This is a genomic window from Rhodopseudomonas julia (assembly GCF_030813515.1).
Classification (GTDB): Bacteria; Pseudomonadota; Alphaproteobacteria; order Rhizobiales; family Afifellaceae; genus Afifella; species Afifella julia.
The window spans coordinates 725,631-740,438 of record NZ_JAUSUK010000001.1 but is presented as its reverse complement, the minus strand read 5'-3'; the positions used below and the strand labels follow the sequence as shown (position 1 = coordinate 740,438).

Here is a 14,808-nt window from a genome sequence, read left to right as displayed (position 1 = left end):
TCTTCCCTGAGCGGGTGCCTGCCGCGTCATAAACCTCGCAATCGGCCGGGTGGCCTTTATGGTGAACCACCCATTCGCCTGCCGCTGAGGTTTGATGATGCGCTTCTGGCACTCTGTCCTCGTGACCGTCTTGATGCTTCTGGCTCCGATGGCCGCCTGTGCCGAGCCCTTGAGCCACGCGGATCTTTATGAGGCGCAAACGATCGTCACCGGCGAGCGCGAGGAGACGCGGCTTCCAGCTTTGAAGGAGTGCCTGTTGAGGGTTCTCGTCAAAGTCTCGGGTGTTCCTTTTTCCCAGAGCGACCCCGGCATCGCGGAGTTTCTTGCCAAAGCGCCGTCCTTCGTCAGCGATTACGGTTATCACGACCGCATGGAGGGTATCCCGCATCACGACGAGCAGGGTTCGCGTGACCGCCCCTACGATCTCACCGTCAGGTTCGATGCAGCGAAGATCGACTTGGCACTCGCAAGCCTCGGCTATGCCGCCTGGCTCGACCGGCCGAAGCTTGCGGTTCTGATCGCGGTTCTCACGGAAGGCCGCCGCTATCTCCTGACGCGCGACGGCAAGCGGGGGATCGATCAGAAGGATGCGCTGGAGGCTGCCGCCCGCCAATACGGACTTGCGATCGTCCTGCCCGCGCAATCCATCCTGGAGGAAAAGGACGCTGTCTCCGTGCCTTCGGGGGAAGGGGAGGTGGAAAACCTGCGCTCCTTCGCCAGCGCGCTTGGGGCGGAGGTCGGCCTTGGCGGGTCGATCGCTTGGGATGCGACGGCGCTTGGGTGGAAGGCCAAGTGGCATCTCCTGACGGCGAAGGGCGAGACGGCCGACTGGCAGGTCGCCGGCGTGAGCTTCGACGATGCGTTTCGCAATGCCATGGCGGGAACCGCCGCGGTGCTGTCCGGGCATGCCGAGGAAGCGGATGTCTTTGAGGAGAAGTGAAACGCCTGCCCGGCCGCAAGTTCCTCCGCCTCTCATTCTTCGGCCGTCTTGCGCAGACGACGTCAGCGGCTTTTCATCGCCGCGGCTCTCGGTTACAAGCCGCCCCATGCGAGCCGAGATCATAGCCCTTCTGCGAATTAGCCGCCCGGCCTCTGTCTGAGAGGTCGGGAAGCGCATTGCCGGGCCGCGATCGCATTCGATCGACGCGCTTTTTCATAGAATTCTGAGCTCAGGATATGACGATGAGCGACCAAAAAGCCGCCGCGAACGAGGCGGAGCGAGACTATTCGAAGACCCTGTTTCTGCCGAAGACCGACTTTCCCATGCGCGCCGGCCTGCCCAAGAAGGAGCCGGAGATCATCGCGCGCTGGGAGAAGATGGATCTCTATAAGCGCCAGCGCGAGGAGGCTTCGGGGCGGGAGAAATATGTCCTGCATGACGGCCCTCCCTACGCCAACGGCAACATCCATATCGGCACGGGTCTCAACAAGATCCTGAAGGACGTCATCGTGCGCTCGCGCCAGATGATGGGCTTCGACGCCAATTACGTGCCCGGCTGGGACTGCCACGGCCTGCCGATCGAATGGAAGGTCGAGGAAAACCTGCGCGCCAAGGGCCAGTCGAAGGATTCCGTCGACAAGGTCGAATTGCGCCGGATGTGCCGCAACTTCGCCGCCCACTGGGTCGGCGTTCAGTCGGAAGAATTCCAGCGGCTCGGCGTCATCGGCGATTTCAAGGACCCGTATCTGACGATGAGCTTCGACGCCGAGGCGGTGATCGCCGAGGAATTGTTGAAGTTTGCCGCCTCCGGTCAGCTTTACCGCGGCTCCAAGCCGGTGATGTGGTCGGTCGTGGAGAAGACGGCGCTCGCCGAAGCCGAGGTCGAGTACCACGATTACGAATCCGACACGATCTGGGTAAAATTCCCGGTGCTCGGCGACGGGCCGCTCGCCGGCGCTTTCGTCGTCATCTGGACGACGACGCCCTGGACGATGCCCGGCAACCGCGCCGTCGCCTATTCGCCGCGCATCTCCTACGGCCTCTATGAAGTGACGCAGGCGCCGGAGGAGAACTGGGCGAAGGTCGGCGACCGCCTGGTGCTGGCCGATGTGCTGGCGGCCGACGTCTTCAAGAATGCCCGCGTCGAGGCTTACGAGCGCCGCGGCGATGTCGATCCGGCGTCGATCGCGCGCTGCGCCCACCCGTTCCGCGAGGCCGGCCTCGGCGGCTATCAGTTCGACGTGCCGATGATGGCCGGCGAACATGTGACGGAGGATACGGGTACGGGTTTCGTCCACACCGCTCCCGGCCACGGCCGCGAAGACTTCGACGTGTGGATGGAGAAGGCGAGCGAGCTTCGCCGCGAGGGCATCGACACCACGATCCCCTATACGGTCGACGAGAACGGTGCCTTCACGCCCGATGCGCCGGGTTTCGAAGGCGTGCGCGTCATCGACGATAAGGGCAAGAAGGGCGATGCCAACAAGGTCGTCATCGAGGCGCTGGTGAAAGCGGGACGGCTTCTCGCCCGCGGGCGACTGAAGCACCAATATCCGCATTCCTGGCGCTCCAAGAAGCCGGTCATCTTCCGCAACACGCCGCAATGGTTCGTCTATATGGACGAGCCGATCGAAGGCAGCGACACCTTGCGCGCCCGCGCTCTGGAGGCGATCGAGGCGACGCGGTTCTATCCGGCCGCCGGCAAGAACCGCCTGCGCGGCATGATCGAACATCGCCCGGACTGGGTCCTGTCGCGTCAGCGCGCCTGGGGTGTGCCGATCGCCGTCTTCGTGAACAAGGAGACGGGAGCCCTGTTGCGCAACGACGAGGTCGATGCCCGCATCGTCTCCGTCTTCCGCGAGGAAGGGGCCGACGCCTGGTTCAAGGACAGCGCAAAAGCACGCTTCCTCGAAGGTCTGGTGGAAGACGTCGAGGCCTGGGAGAAGGTCGACGACATTCTCGACGTGTGGTTCGATTCCGGCTCTACCCACGCTTTCGTCCTGCGCAAGCGGGCGGATCTCAAATGGCCGGCGGATGTCTATCTCGAAGGCTCCGACCAGCATCGCGGCTGGTTCCATTCCTCGCTTCTGGAAAGCTGCGGCACCAATGGCCGCGCGCCCTATGACGCCGTGGTGACGCATGGCTTCGTCATGGCCGAGGACGGCCGCAAAATGTCGAAGTCTCTCGGCAATCAGGTGACGCCGCAGCAGGTGATCGAGCAGTCGGGCGCCGACATTCTGCGCCTGTGGGTCGCCTCCTCGGATTATTCGGAGGATTTGAGGATCGGTCCGGAAATCCTGAAGACGAACGCCGATTCCTACCGCAAGCTCCGCAACACCATCCGCTGGATGCTGGGCTCGCTCGCCCATTTCCGCCCCGAGGACCGGGTCGAACCCGCCGACATGCCGGAGCTGGAGCGGCTCATTCTGTCGGAACTCGTGCGTCTCGAGAAGACGGTGACGAGCGCCTTCGAAGTCTTCGACTTCAAGCGCGCCTTCTTCGCCATCTTCAACTTCATGACCATCGACCTGTCGTCGGAATATTTCGATATCCGCAAGGACGCGCTCTATTGCGATCCGATGTCGTCGCTGCGCCGCCGCGCGGCGTTGACGGTCATCGACCGGCTTTTTGATGCGCTCGTCAAATGGCTGGCGCCGTTGCTGCCGTTCACGGCGGAGGAAGCCTGGATGGCGCGCTTCGGCGAGAATGCCTGCGTCCATCTCGAACTCTTCCCGCAGATCCCGGCCCAATGGCGCAACGAGGCGCTCGAAGAGCGCTGGGAGCGGATCTGGACGGTGCGTCGCGTCGTCATGGGCGCGCTCGAAGTGGAGCGGCGCGACAAGCGCATCGGCTCGTCTCTGGAGGCGGCCCCGATCGTCCATATCGCCGATGAAGAGCTGCTTGCGATCTTGAAGGAGATCGATCTCGCCGAGATCGCCATCACCTCGGGGGCCGTCCTGGAACTGGGCGAGGGACCGGCGGAGGCGTTCCGTCTCGCCGATATTCCGGGTGTCGCCGTCGTCCCGGCGAAGGCGGAAGGGCGCAAATGTGCCCGCTCTTGGAAGATCACGCCGGAGGTTGGTGCCGATCCCGAATATCCCGACATCACGCCGCGCGATGCGGCGGCGATGCGCGAATGGGAAAAGGCACAGGCGGCGTGACGCCCTCACAGCCGATCAAGGCGGCGGCGACGGGGCTCTGCTTTCCGATCGCCGCCGAAGCCCCGATTGCGGGATGCCCGATTGTTGAGGGCGCGATCGCGGGAAGGAAGCCCGCATGACGCCCTTCCGCTTCGGCGTCGTCGTTGCCGTGCTCGCGGCCATTCTCGATCAGGCGCACAAGGCTTTCATGCTCGGGCCCTATGCCATTGCCGAGAAGGGTCGCGTGGCGCTGACGCCATTCCTCGATCTCATCCTCGTCTGGAACCGTGGCGTCAGCTACGGCCTCTTCACGCAGGAAAGCGAGATCGGACGCTGGCTGCTCGTCGGCGTCGGGCTGATCGGGGCGGCGGTGTTTTTCTACTGGCTGACGAAACTCGACCGGTTTCTTTCCGCGATCTCCGTGGGCCTCATCATCGGCGGGGCGATCGGCAACGTCATCGACCGCCTGCGCTTCGGCGCGGTGGCCGATTTCTTCCTGTTCCATATCGGCAGTTTTCAGTGGTACGTCTTCAACCTCGCTGATGTGTGGATCGTCGCGGGGGTGATCGGCATGCTTCTCGCATGGGCGACCGAGCGCCCTCAAAATGCCAAACAATCGTGAAAGGCGGGCTCCTGTCGACGCTAAGGGGGCTTGTGCTATAAGCCGCGTCCATCTTGGCCGGCAAAGAATCCTGTCGAGCGATGGGGCAAGGGGTAGAGTTGATGGCGAAATCAGCGGCTGAAACCGCAAAGCGGCTCGCGCCGGCATCCATCGCCCTGGCAGTGGGCGCGATGCTTCTCGGCGGATGTCCGGGTAGAACCTATGGCACCGGCGAGGCGCCTGAGATGGCGATTTTCTCCGAAGTGGCCGCCGTCGGCAATCTGGGCGGCAAGGACAAGAAGCCGATCGATTATCGGCCGCGTTCGCCGCTCGTGATGCCGCCGAGTGCCGAATTGCGACCGCCCGAACCCGAGGCCGAGGTGCGCACCGCCAACTGGCCGACGGGCCCGCAGCCCAATGCGTCGGCGGTTGCTCTCAACCCTGCCGATCCCGACAACAACATCGCCCGGGACGACATGTCTCCGGAATATGTGTCGAGCCTGAAGCCGTTGAGCGGCATGGCCCGCAAGCGTCAGCCGGGCGAGCGCGAAGACGATGCCGAGATCGGCGTCAAATACGATCTCGTCCGCAACCGGCAGGCGGCCAAGGACGTCAAGGAAAAGATGGCCGAGGCCAAGGGTGTCGGCATCACCGAGCGGCGCTATCTGACGGATCCCCCCGAGGCGTATCGGGAACCCGCCGAAACCGCCCCGGTCGATCCGGCGGAGACGGGCGAGAAGAAGAAGGGCAACTTCTTCACCCGGATGTTCAAGTAGCGCCAATTCGGCTTTAGCCTTTTCAAGCCGGACGGCCTCCGTCAGACTCGCTTTGGATTCGAAAGCGGAAACAGATCTTGGCCGTTCGCGCTCTTCCTGAGCATATCGTCAACCGCATCGCCGCCGGTGAGGTGATCGAGCGCCCCGCGAGCGTCGTCAAAGAGCTCGTGGAAAACGCCATCGATGCCGGTGCGCGGGCCGTCGAGGTGGTGACGAGCGCCGGCGGCAAGAGCCTCATCCGCGTCACCGACGATGGCGAGGGGATGTGCCGCGACGATCTCGTTGCCGCCGTCGACCGCCATTGCACGTCGAAGCTGCCGGACGACGACCTCGCCCATATTACCTCGCTCGGCTTTCGCGGCGAAGCGCTCGCCTCGATCGGCTCCGTGGCAAGGCTCTCGCTCGAAAGCCGGCACAAGAGCGAGGAGCATGGCTGGTCGATTCTCGTCGACGGTGGCCGCAAGGCCGAGCCGGTGCCGGCCGCCCGCGCCGGGGGCACGCAGGTTGAGGTGCGCGAGCTCTTTTTCGCAACGCCGGCGCGGCTGAAATTCCTGCGCTCCGACCGCGCCGAGACCTCGGCCGTCACCGATCAACTGCGCCGTATCGCACTCGCCCATCCCGACATTCGTTTCACCCTTGCCGGCGGCGACCGCAAGACGCTCGACTGGGCGCCGCGCAAATCGCTGCTGCCGCGGCTTGCCGATATTCTGGGCGAGGAGTTTGCCGACAATGCCGTCCCCGTCGCGGCCGAGAAGGAGGGTGTGCGCCTGTCGGGCTTCATCGCCCTGCCGACCTACAACCGCGCCAATTCCCTGTCGCAATTCGTCGTCGTCAACGGCCGCTCTCTGCGCGACCGGCTGCTCGCCGGTGCGATCCGCGCCGCCTATGCCGACGTTCTCGCACGCGACCGGCATGCGGTTCTGGCGCTCTTCCTGGAGCTTTCTCCCGAAGATCTCGACGTCAATGTGCATCCCGCGAAGGCCGAGGTGCGCTTCCGCGATTCCGGCCTCGTGAGGGGCCTTATCATCCGCGCCGTGCGCGAGGCCCTGGCCGAGCATGGCTTCCGTGCCGCTTCGACGGGTGGGGTGGAGACGCTCGAAGCGCTGCGCCGTTCGGCGGCACGACCGCAAGGCGGGGGAGGTGGCGCACAACGTCCTTTCGGCTATGCGCCGAGCGCTGCACCTGGATGGCAGGGCTGGGCGGCGCCGGATCCGACAGGCGAGGCTGAGGCCGCTTCGCCGACTTTCGCGATGCAGGAGGCCGAGCAGCCCGCGACCTTCGCCTCGGGCTTTGGCGAAGGGACACAAGCGGCCTTCGTCGATGACCGCCCGAGCGCGGAATTCCGGCAGGTCGAGACAGGCGAGGCCGTGTCCTATCCGCTCGGAGCCGCACGGGCGCAGATCCACGAGAATTACATCGTTACCCAGACGGAAGACGGTCTCGTCATCGTCGACCAACACGCCGCCCATGAGCGCATCGTCTACGAGCGCCTGAAGGAGGCGCTCGGCGGACGTCAGATCCCGCGGCAGATGCTTCTCATCCCCGAAATCGTCGATCTGCCGCATGAGGATGTGGAGCGGCTTGCCGCCCGCGCCGATGAGCTCGCAGAGCTCGGCCTGGTCGTGGAGCCGTTCGGGCCGGGCGCGATCTCCGTCACCGAAACGCCGGCGCTTCTGGGCGAGGTCGATGCGGCGTCGCTCGTTCGCGACATTGCCGACGATCTGGCCGAATTCGATGCGTCGACGCGCCTGCGCGAAAAGCTCGACCATGTCGCCGCCACCATGGCGTGTCACGGCTCGGTCAGATCCGGCCGGCGGATGAAGCCCGACGAGATGAATGCGCTTCTGCGCCAGATGGAAAAGACGCCCAATTCCGGCCAGTGCAACCACGGCCGGCCAACCTATGTGGCTCTGAAGCTCTCCGACATCGAGCGGCTGTTCGGCCGGCGCTGAGAGCGCCGTTCAGCCGGATGTGGAAATGCTCGCCGGCGCGTCGGCCGCCTGCAGGAAGATGAGCTGCGTGTCGCTGCTCTCGCGCTTGTCGACGAGCACAAAACCCTCCGGCAGAGAAATCTCCGCCCGGTCGCTCTCTTCAAGCACGATGAGGGCATCGGGCTTCAGCCAGCCGCCCGCAAGGGCTGCGGCGAGCGCCTGTTCGCCGAGCCCCTTACCGTAAGGTGGGTCGCAGAAGACGAGGTCGAAGGGCGCCATCGTGCCGACGACGCCGAGCCTCGTCGCATCTCGGCGGAAGATGCGGGTCGCGCCGGTCAGCGCCAAAGTCTCGATATTCTTGCGGATGAGGCTGCGGCCTTCCACACCCTGTTCGACGAAGAGCGCGTAGCCGGCGCCGCGGGAAATCGCCTCAAGCCCGAGGGCCCCCGTGCCGGCGAAGAGGTCGAGGACGCGGTTGCCCTTGGCCGGCAGGCCGTGGCGATGCTCCAGAATGGAGAACAGACTCTCGCGCAGGCGATCCGTCGTCGGCCGCACCGCCTGAGTTTTCGGCGCTGCGAGTGGCCGGCCCTTAAGGCTTCCGCCGACGATGCGCATGGCCGCCCTTCCTGTCGTCGGTCTTAGCGTCGCCAGACCCTGTGTGACCGGGCCTCACATTGCCGGGCCTTGCGTTGCCAGGCTTGGCGTTATTGGGCCGGCCCTTGCCGGACGTGTGCTCTCCGGCTCTCTTGTCGTCGCTTTTCCTGTCACGGCTTTTCTTGTCGCTGCGGCCGGTGACGGCACGCTCGCCCGAGGTGGCCTGCCGGGCGGGATTCGAGGTTTTTGCGCCGGATCGCGGAGACCGCGTCTCGGTCTCCTTCGTTCCCCTGCCGGTCTTGGCCGTGCCTTTCCGGGAAGCCTGATCTGTGTCCGGCGAAAGCCTGGTGCCCCGACCGATATTGCCCCCGCCACCCTTGCGGCCCGGTTTCGCTCCCCCCTTGGCTGCGGGTTGAGGCTTGTCGCTTGACGGGCTTGTTGGGCGGGGAGGGGCGGTGAAATCCGCTCCGGAGGTCTCAGCCAGACGCTCGCCGAGCTGGTCGCGCAACGTCCGCCCCGGCACCTCCTTGACGGTGCCGACCGGCAGATCGCCGAGCTGGAACGGTCCGTAGGAAACGCGGATGAGCCGGTTCACGACGAGGCCGAGATGCTCAAGCACCCGCTTCACCTCGCGGTTCTTGCCTTCGCGAAGCCCGAGGAGAAGCCAGACATTGTCGCCCTGCTGTCGCTCCAAGACGGCGTCGATCGGCCCGTAGAGCATGCCGCCGACGGCAATGCCGCGCTTCAGGCGGTCGAGCGTCTCCTGGTCGATGCGGCCATGCGCACGCACCCGGTAGCGCCTCAGCCAGCCGGTCGAAGGGAGCTCCAGCACACGGGCCAGCCCACCGTCATTGGTGAGGAGAAGCAGGCCTTCGGTGTTGATGTCGAGCCGGCCGATGCTCATCACCCGCGGCAAATCGGGCGGTAGGGCGGCGAAGACCGTCGGCCGTCCTTCCGGATCGCGCTGCGTGCACACGAGGCCTTTCGGCTTGTGATAGAGAAAAAGACGGCTTCTCTCGCGCGCCTGCAGCGGCTGGCCGTCGACGACGATCTTGTCGCGCTCGGTGACGGTGATGGCTGGCGTCGTCAAGACGCGGCCGTTGATGCTGACGCGGCCTGCCGCAATCCAGCTTTCTGCTTCGCGGCGCGAGCATAGCCCGGCGCGCGCCATCACTTTCGCGATGCGCTCGCCCTTGTCCGGCCCGTCTTGCGCTTCTGAGGTTTTCTGCCCACTCATGCGGCAAGCTCTAGCAGAGGCGTCGCGACCAAGCGAGATGAGACGAAGCCCCTTTATGACAGAAGCGCTCGCAGAGGCAGAAGCGGCCGCCGCACGTGGCGAGGTGCCGGTTGGTGCGGTGCTGGTTCGAAACGGCGAGATCATCGCGCGTGCCGGCAACCGCACGCTCGCCGACCATGACCCGAGTGCCCATGCGGAAATGCTCGTTCTTCGGGCCGGTGCTGCGAAGCTGGCCTCAGAAAGGCTCACTGGCTGCGATCTCTATGTGACGCTCGAGCCCTGCACGATGTGTGCGGCGGCGATCAGCTTCGCGCGCATTCGCCGGCTCTATTATGCCGCAGAGGATGTGAAGGGCGGTGCGGTCGACAACGGTGTGCGATTTTTTTCCGCCCCGACCTGCCATCACGCCCCCGAGGTCTATTCGGGCATCGCGGAAGGCGCCGCCTCCGAGCTTCTGCGCGGCTTTTTCAGGGAGCGGCGGGGGGCTTAACCGGCGCTGCTAATGGGCGAGGCCGATCTCCGCCTGGATCTGTGAGGCGGCAGGCGCATCGCTGCGCTCGAAGGGCGAATCGATGATGTGTTCGAGACGCCGCTTCAAATCGTCCTTGAGCGGCTCGTTGAGCGAGATGATCTGCTCGCTCTTCATGAAGTCCAGGATGAAGAAGCCGTTGATTTCCGGCCTGAACAGGATGTCCGGCCGCCGCCGCTTCAGTTTTTCCGCCTGCACCGCCTGCATGGAGATCTGGGCGGCGCCGATGATCGTCTCAAGCAGCCCCGGCACCTTGTCCGGGTCCCCGTTCGGACCGCCGGCCACGTCGGAGGCGACGATCAGCGATTTGTCGAGGCACAAATCGATGGGCAGCGGATTGACCGCCCCGCCGTCGATCTGGATGCGCCCGTTGATCGACACGGGCTTGAAGACGGAGGGTATGGCGATCGAGGCGGCGATGGCGGGCCGGAGTTCGCCCGTCTCCATCACGGTCTCGCACCAGCCGTAGAAGTCGCAGGAGACGACCTTGAGCGGGATTTTCAGCTCTTCGAAGGTTTCCGGCACCACTTCGATGCCGGGCACGAAGTTCTCCAGCACCCGCAGCGTATCGAATTGCGCCTGCAAGAGGCGGCCGCGTAGGATGTCGCCGAAACCGATCGGACGCGTCTGCCACAGACGAGAATAAAGCTCTCGTCTCTGGCCGAAGAATTCGATGGCGCGCTCGCGCATCTCCCGACCGGAAAGGCCGCTCGCATAACCCGCGCCGATGATGGCGCCGATCGAGGTTCCTGCGATCAGGGCCGGCTTCAGGCCGAGCTCGTCGAAGACTTCGCAGACGAGAATATGCGCCATGCCGCGGGCGCCGCCTCCGCCAAGCGCCAGACCGATATCGTGATTCAAGCTCATCCTTTAGCTCCCGGGCTTCCTCGCCCGCATCGGCCTCCCGCCTGCCTCTCCTCCCGGTCTTGTCCGCTCAAACGGTTCGTGAGGAAGTTATCGCCCCCATGAACCGTAGAGGCGCTGCATGAAGGTTTTACAACCAACGCGCGACACCTGTTTTGGTGCCGCGGCCGGCAAAGCCATCATGACGTCTTGTTCTTTGGCGCGCCTGAAGAGCACCTGAAAGCGCGTTCAGCCCCGACGGCTTGCCGCCTCTCCGATGTCCGAACGGCAGAAGCCTTCGGGCCAGTCGATGCGGCCGACGGCCTCATAGGCCCGCTTGCGCGCCTGTGTGAGATCGGCCCCAATTGCGCCGACATTGAGGACGCGCCCGCCGGCGGCAAGAATGTCGCCATCGACGCGGCGTGTGCCTGCGTGAAAAACGGTGGCGCCTTCGACCGCCGCGGCTTCCTCTAGCCCCTTGATGGTGCTGCCTTTTTCGTAAGGACCAGGATAGCCCTTGGCGGCCATGACGACGGTGAGTGCATGCTCCTTGCGCCAGGCGATGGAGGTGCGGTCGAGCGTGCCGGCGACTGCCGCATCGAGAAGCGCCAGAAGGTCGCTTTCAAGCCGCATCATCAGAACCTGGCATTCCGGATCGCCGAAGCGGACATTGTATTCAATGAGCTTCGGGCCGTCGGCGGTGATCATGAGCCCGGCATAGAGGATGCCGCAAAAGGGCATGCCCCGCTTCGCCATCGCCGCAAGCGTCGGCTCGATGATCTCGCGCATCGTCCGCGCCTGGGTGCCGACATCCATCACGGGCGCGGGCGAATAGGCGCCCATCCCGCCGGTATTGGGCCCTTCATCGCCGTCATAGGCGCGCTTGAAATCCTGTGCCGTCGTCAAAGGCCGCGCCGTCTTTCCGTCGCACAAGACGAAGAAGCTCGCCTCTTCGCCGACGAGATGCTCTTCGATGACGACCTGGGCGCCGTCCTCCAGAAAGATGCCTTCCACCGCCTTGCGTGCGTCGTCCAGCGTCATGGCGATGGTGACGCCCTTGCCGGCGGCCAGGCCGTCGGCTTTGACCACCACAGGCATGGCGTGCTTTTCCACATAGGCGAGCGCGCTCTTGCGGTCGCTGAAGGCTTCATAGCCGGCGGTCGGGATATTCTCCTCCGCACACAAGACCTTGGTGAACACCTTCGAGCCTTCAAGCTGCGCCGCCGCCGCACTCGGCCCGAAGGCGCGGATCTTCGCCTCCTTGAGCCGGTCGACGAGGCCCGCGACGAGCGGGCCCTCCGGACCGACCACGACGAGGTCGATCGCTTCCTTGCGGCAGAAATCGACGACGGCGCGGTTGTCTGAAGAATCAAGTGGGATGCATTCCGCGACATTCTCGATGCCGGCATTTCCAGGCGCCGCAAACAGCTTGCTCAAGCGCGGCGACGCCGCCAGCGCTCCTGCGAGCGCATGCTCGCGGCCGCCTCCTCCGATCAACAAAACCCGCACGTTTCAAGCCTCCTGAAGCGCTTAACCCCTCGCGCCTTATAGGTCGGGGTGATAAGCCGCAGCAGCCCCTTCTTAAAGGGGCTTGACCTTCTCTCCCACTTTCGGTGAGCAAACGTCATGACAGACAATGCCGCACAGGGCGGAGCTCTCCCGGATTCCGTCTCCCGCCATTGGCTCGATCGGTTCGCTCCGGACTGGTTGAAGCCCTATGGGCGGCTGGCCCGCTGGGACCGTCCGATCGGCTGGTGGCTGCTTCTGTGGCCGTGCTGGTGGTCGTCCGCGCTCGCATCGATTGCCGATGGTCGCGCTTTCCCGCCGATCTGGCAGCTCATCCTGTTCTTCATCGGCGCTGTCGCCATGCGCGGGGCAGGCTGCACCTACAACGATCTCGTGGACCAGGACATCGACGCCAAGGTGGCGCGCACGCGCGCTCGTCCGATCCCGTCGGGGGCCGTCAGCCTCAAACGGGCGCTTCTGTTCCTGTTCCTGCAATGCCTGGTGGGGCTTCTCGTCCTCATTCAGTTCAATGCCTTCACCATCGGCCTCGGCTTCGCCTCGCTCGTCTTCGTGGCGGTCTATCCGTTCATGAAGCGCGTCACGAACTGGCCGCAGGTCGTGCTCGGCATCTCGTTTTCCTGGGGCGCGCTCGTCGGCTGGGCAGCGATCTTCGGCTCGCTCAGCTGGGCGCCGGTGCTGCTTTATGCCGCCGCGATTTCCTGGACCGTCGCCTACGATACGATCTACGCGCATCAGGACAAGGAAGACGACGCCTTGATCGGCATTGGCTCGACGGCGCAGTTTTTCGGTGCCAGCACGCGCCCGGCTCTCGTCGGTTTCTTCGGGCTCGCCATGGCCCTGCTTCTGGGGGCGGTGATGCTCGCCGGCGGCGGCTACTTCGCCTATCTCGGGCTCTTGGGCGTTGCCGCGCATTTTGCCTGGCAGGTGGCGACGCTCGACACCGAGGTTGCCGACAATTGCCTTCTGCGCTTCCGCTCAAACCGGGACGCAGGGGCCATCATCTTCGCAGGCTTCTGCCTGGACGCGCTGTTTAAAGCCATTTTCGGCTGACATTTCCCGCGATGCCCGGCAAAGGCCGGGCGCGGATTGTTTGAGACACTGCTGGCGTTCGAAGGGCCAGCTGAGTGCGATCAGCTGCGCGCGATCAGTTCGTGGCCCTCGATCGGCTCTTGTTCGCCCACCCCGCCGATCCTGCGGCGCGCCAGAAAGCGTGGCCGTTTGGTATTGCGCAGCCGACGCCGGCTGCACAGCTTCGATCGCCTTCCCTCGAAGCGCTTCGAGACATGAATGTCGCCGGCAAAGCCGTTCTTCAGATGGGCGCTCAAGGCGTCCCGGAAGGCCTGTGCCTCGTCGAGCGGTAAGGTCTGTGCGAGGGTGAGCGTCAGCCCCGGCTCATCATGCTCCACGACGACGCAATAGCCCCCGACTTCCCGCACGAGCCGAACGCCTTTGAAGGCGCTGTGGGCGACGTCGAGGAGACACCGCATGCCAGCGACAGTGCGCTCGATGACGACGCGTTCGCTGGCGAATAGCGCCACTGCGCGTCCCCCTTCAGCCGTCGTCGCCGCATACCATCCAAAGGTCTCGAAGACGGCAGGCCGCCGCACCGGGCCACCCGCATTTTCGTCTCCGACCAGTTTCTGTTCTGTTTGACGCATGTTTTTTGCCCGGCCTGTTTGGCTCTTTCCTCGGCTTTTGCCGATTTGATAGCCGAGAGGATCGCGCCTCGCATCTGCGGATTGCTTAAGGGGCGTGGTTAAGACTGCGTCTCTGTCTTTGAGGGTAAGCGAACTCTGAACATTGCGCTTTGGCGATGGCGCACGATATGGCAGTGCGATGGATCAGTCTGACACTCAAATTTCCGTCGACGAGACGGAGCGCAACCGCGCCGATCGGGTGCTTGTGGCAGAAGCCGCGCGCCGTGCCGGCACGCTTGCGATGCGCCATTTCCGGCACGATCCGGAGAATTGGAGCAAGGCCGGCGGTTCGCCGGTCTGCGTGGCCGACATGGAGGTGGACGCCTTTTTGCGCGAGACGCTTCTGGCCGCCCGACCTGAATATGGCTGGCTATCGGAAGAGACTGCAGACAATCCGCGCCGTCTTGAATGTCGCAGCGTCTTCGTGGTCGATCCGATCGACGGAACACGCGGCTTCCTCGCCGGCGACCCGCATTGGTGCATTTCGATCGCCGTCGTGCGCGATGGCCGCCCAAGTGCGGCGGTGCTTTTCGCCCCCGCCCTCGATCGCCTGATGACGGCGACGCTTGGCGAGGGCGCGAGCGAGGCCGGTGAAAAAATCACGGTGGCGAGCCGTCACAGTTTGAACGACTGTGCCATTGCCGGCCCGAACTCTTGGTTCAAAAGCGAGCTCTGGCGCGAGCATTCTGTAAGGCCCTCACGCTATTTGCCATCGCTCGCCTGGCGCTTTGCCAGCGTTGCCGATGCATCTTTCGATGCGGCCTTCGCGCGCCCCCGGGCGCATGACTGGGATCTTGCGGCGTGTGATCTTTTGGTGCACGAAGCCGGTGGCCGGCTGACCGCGTTGGACGGGCGGCCGCCCGTCTACAACCGGGCGGAGCTGCGGCATGGAACGCTTGCTGCCGCCAATCCGGGACTGCAGGACAAATTGCTTGCCGTTCTGCGCCGGGTCGAAGAGGAGCGCGCGGCGCGCGCCGGGATCTCTCACTGATC

The 14,808-nt window shown here is 64.7% G+C and carries 13 protein-coding genes; 8 read left to right on the top strand and 5 right to left on the bottom strand.

Translation table 11 applies throughout. The features are described from left to right. The first annotated feature begins 94 nt into the window (after positions 1-94). The 5 genes from J2R99_RS03490 to mutL all read left to right on the top strand — a co-directional run bounded on the left by J2R99_RS03490 (position 95) and on the right by mutL (position 7,409). The gene (locus tag J2R99_RS03490) at positions 95-940 is read left to right on the top strand and encodes a DUF8605 domain-containing protein (RefSeq protein WP_307153097.1); all 846 of its coding nucleotides are present in this window, start codon (positions 95-97) and stop codon (positions 938-940) included. A 242-nt stretch (positions 941-1,182) separates the two neighbouring features. Beyond that, on the top strand, positions 1,183-4,101 hold the full coding sequence (gene ileS, locus J2R99_RS03485) for an isoleucine--tRNA ligase (RefSeq protein ID WP_307153096.1): 2,919 nt from the start codon (positions 1,183-1,185) through the stop codon (positions 4,099-4,101). A 115-nt stretch (positions 4,102-4,216) separates the two neighbouring features. Continuing rightward, positions 4,217-4,702 (top strand): signal peptidase II, encoded by a 486-nt coding sequence (lspA, locus tag J2R99_RS03480; protein WP_307153095.1) that lies wholly within the window; start codon positions 4,217-4,219, stop codon positions 4,700-4,702. Between the two features lie 101 nt (positions 4,703-4,803). After that, complete coding sequence (locus tag J2R99_RS03475) at positions 4,804-5,457, top strand: hypothetical protein (protein ID WP_307153094.1); 654 nt, start codon at positions 4,804-4,806, stop codon at positions 5,455-5,457. Positions 5,458-5,534: 77 nt separating this feature from the next. Next, positions 5,535-7,409, top strand: a complete 1,875-nt coding sequence (gene mutL, locus J2R99_RS03470) for a DNA mismatch repair endonuclease MutL (protein WP_307153093.1) — start codon at positions 5,535-5,537, stop codon at positions 7,407-7,409. 9 nt (positions 7,410-7,418) lie between these two features. Here the strand turns inward: mutL and rsmD are convergent, their stop codons facing one another. Next, positions 7,419-8,003 (bottom strand): 16S rRNA (guanine(966)-N(2))-methyltransferase RsmD, encoded by a 585-nt coding sequence (rsmD, locus tag J2R99_RS03465; RefSeq protein ID WP_307153092.1) that lies wholly within the window; start codon positions 8,001-8,003, stop codon positions 7,419-7,421. After that, complete coding sequence (locus tag J2R99_RS17740; protein ID WP_370872260.1) at positions 7,978-9,219, bottom strand: pseudouridine synthase; 1,242 nt, start codon at positions 9,217-9,219, stop codon at positions 7,978-7,980. Before J2R99_RS17740 ends, rsmD begins: the two co-directional genes overlap by 26 nt. Positions 9,220-9,256: 37 nt before the next feature. Between J2R99_RS17740 and J2R99_RS03455 the strand changes: the two genes are divergently transcribed. Then, on the top strand, positions 9,257-9,709 hold the full coding sequence (locus J2R99_RS03455; RefSeq protein ID WP_370872259.1) for a nucleoside deaminase: 453 nt from the start codon (positions 9,257-9,259) through the stop codon (positions 9,707-9,709). Between the two features lie 9 nt (positions 9,710-9,718). Here the strand turns inward: J2R99_RS03455 and J2R99_RS03450 are convergent, their stop codons facing one another. Next, positions 9,719-10,615 carry a patatin-like phospholipase family protein gene (locus J2R99_RS03450; RefSeq protein ID WP_092809128.1) on the bottom strand — a complete coding sequence of 299 codons (897 nt, stop codon included), beginning with the start codon at positions 10,613-10,615 and terminating at the stop codon, positions 9,719-9,721. Positions 10,616-10,840: 225 nt separating this feature from the next. After that, positions 10,841-12,100, bottom strand: coding sequence for a phosphoribosylamine--glycine ligase (purD, locus tag J2R99_RS03445; protein ID WP_307153090.1), 1,260 nt, complete (start codon positions 12,098-12,100; stop codon positions 10,841-10,843). Positions 12,101-12,217: 117 nt separating this feature from the next. On the opposite strand from purD, the gene ubiA reads away from it, so the two are divergent. Further along, entirely contained in the window at positions 12,218-13,168 is a 951-nt protein-coding gene (gene ubiA, locus J2R99_RS03440) for a 4-hydroxybenzoate octaprenyltransferase (protein WP_307153089.1), read from the top strand. An 80-nt stretch (positions 13,169-13,248) separates the two neighbouring features. Here the strand turns inward: ubiA and J2R99_RS03435 are convergent, their stop codons facing one another. Further along, positions 13,249-13,776, bottom strand: a complete 528-nt coding sequence (locus J2R99_RS03435) for a hypothetical protein (protein WP_307153088.1) — start codon at positions 13,774-13,776, stop codon at positions 13,249-13,251. 178 nt (positions 13,777-13,954) lie between these two features. On the opposite strand from J2R99_RS03435, the gene J2R99_RS03430 reads away from it, so the two are divergent. Then, positions 13,955-14,806 (top strand): 3'(2'),5'-bisphosphate nucleotidase CysQ, encoded by an 852-nt coding sequence (locus J2R99_RS03430; RefSeq protein ID WP_307153087.1) that lies wholly within the window; start codon positions 13,955-13,957, stop codon positions 14,804-14,806. Positions 14,807-14,808 lie beyond the last annotated feature (2 nt).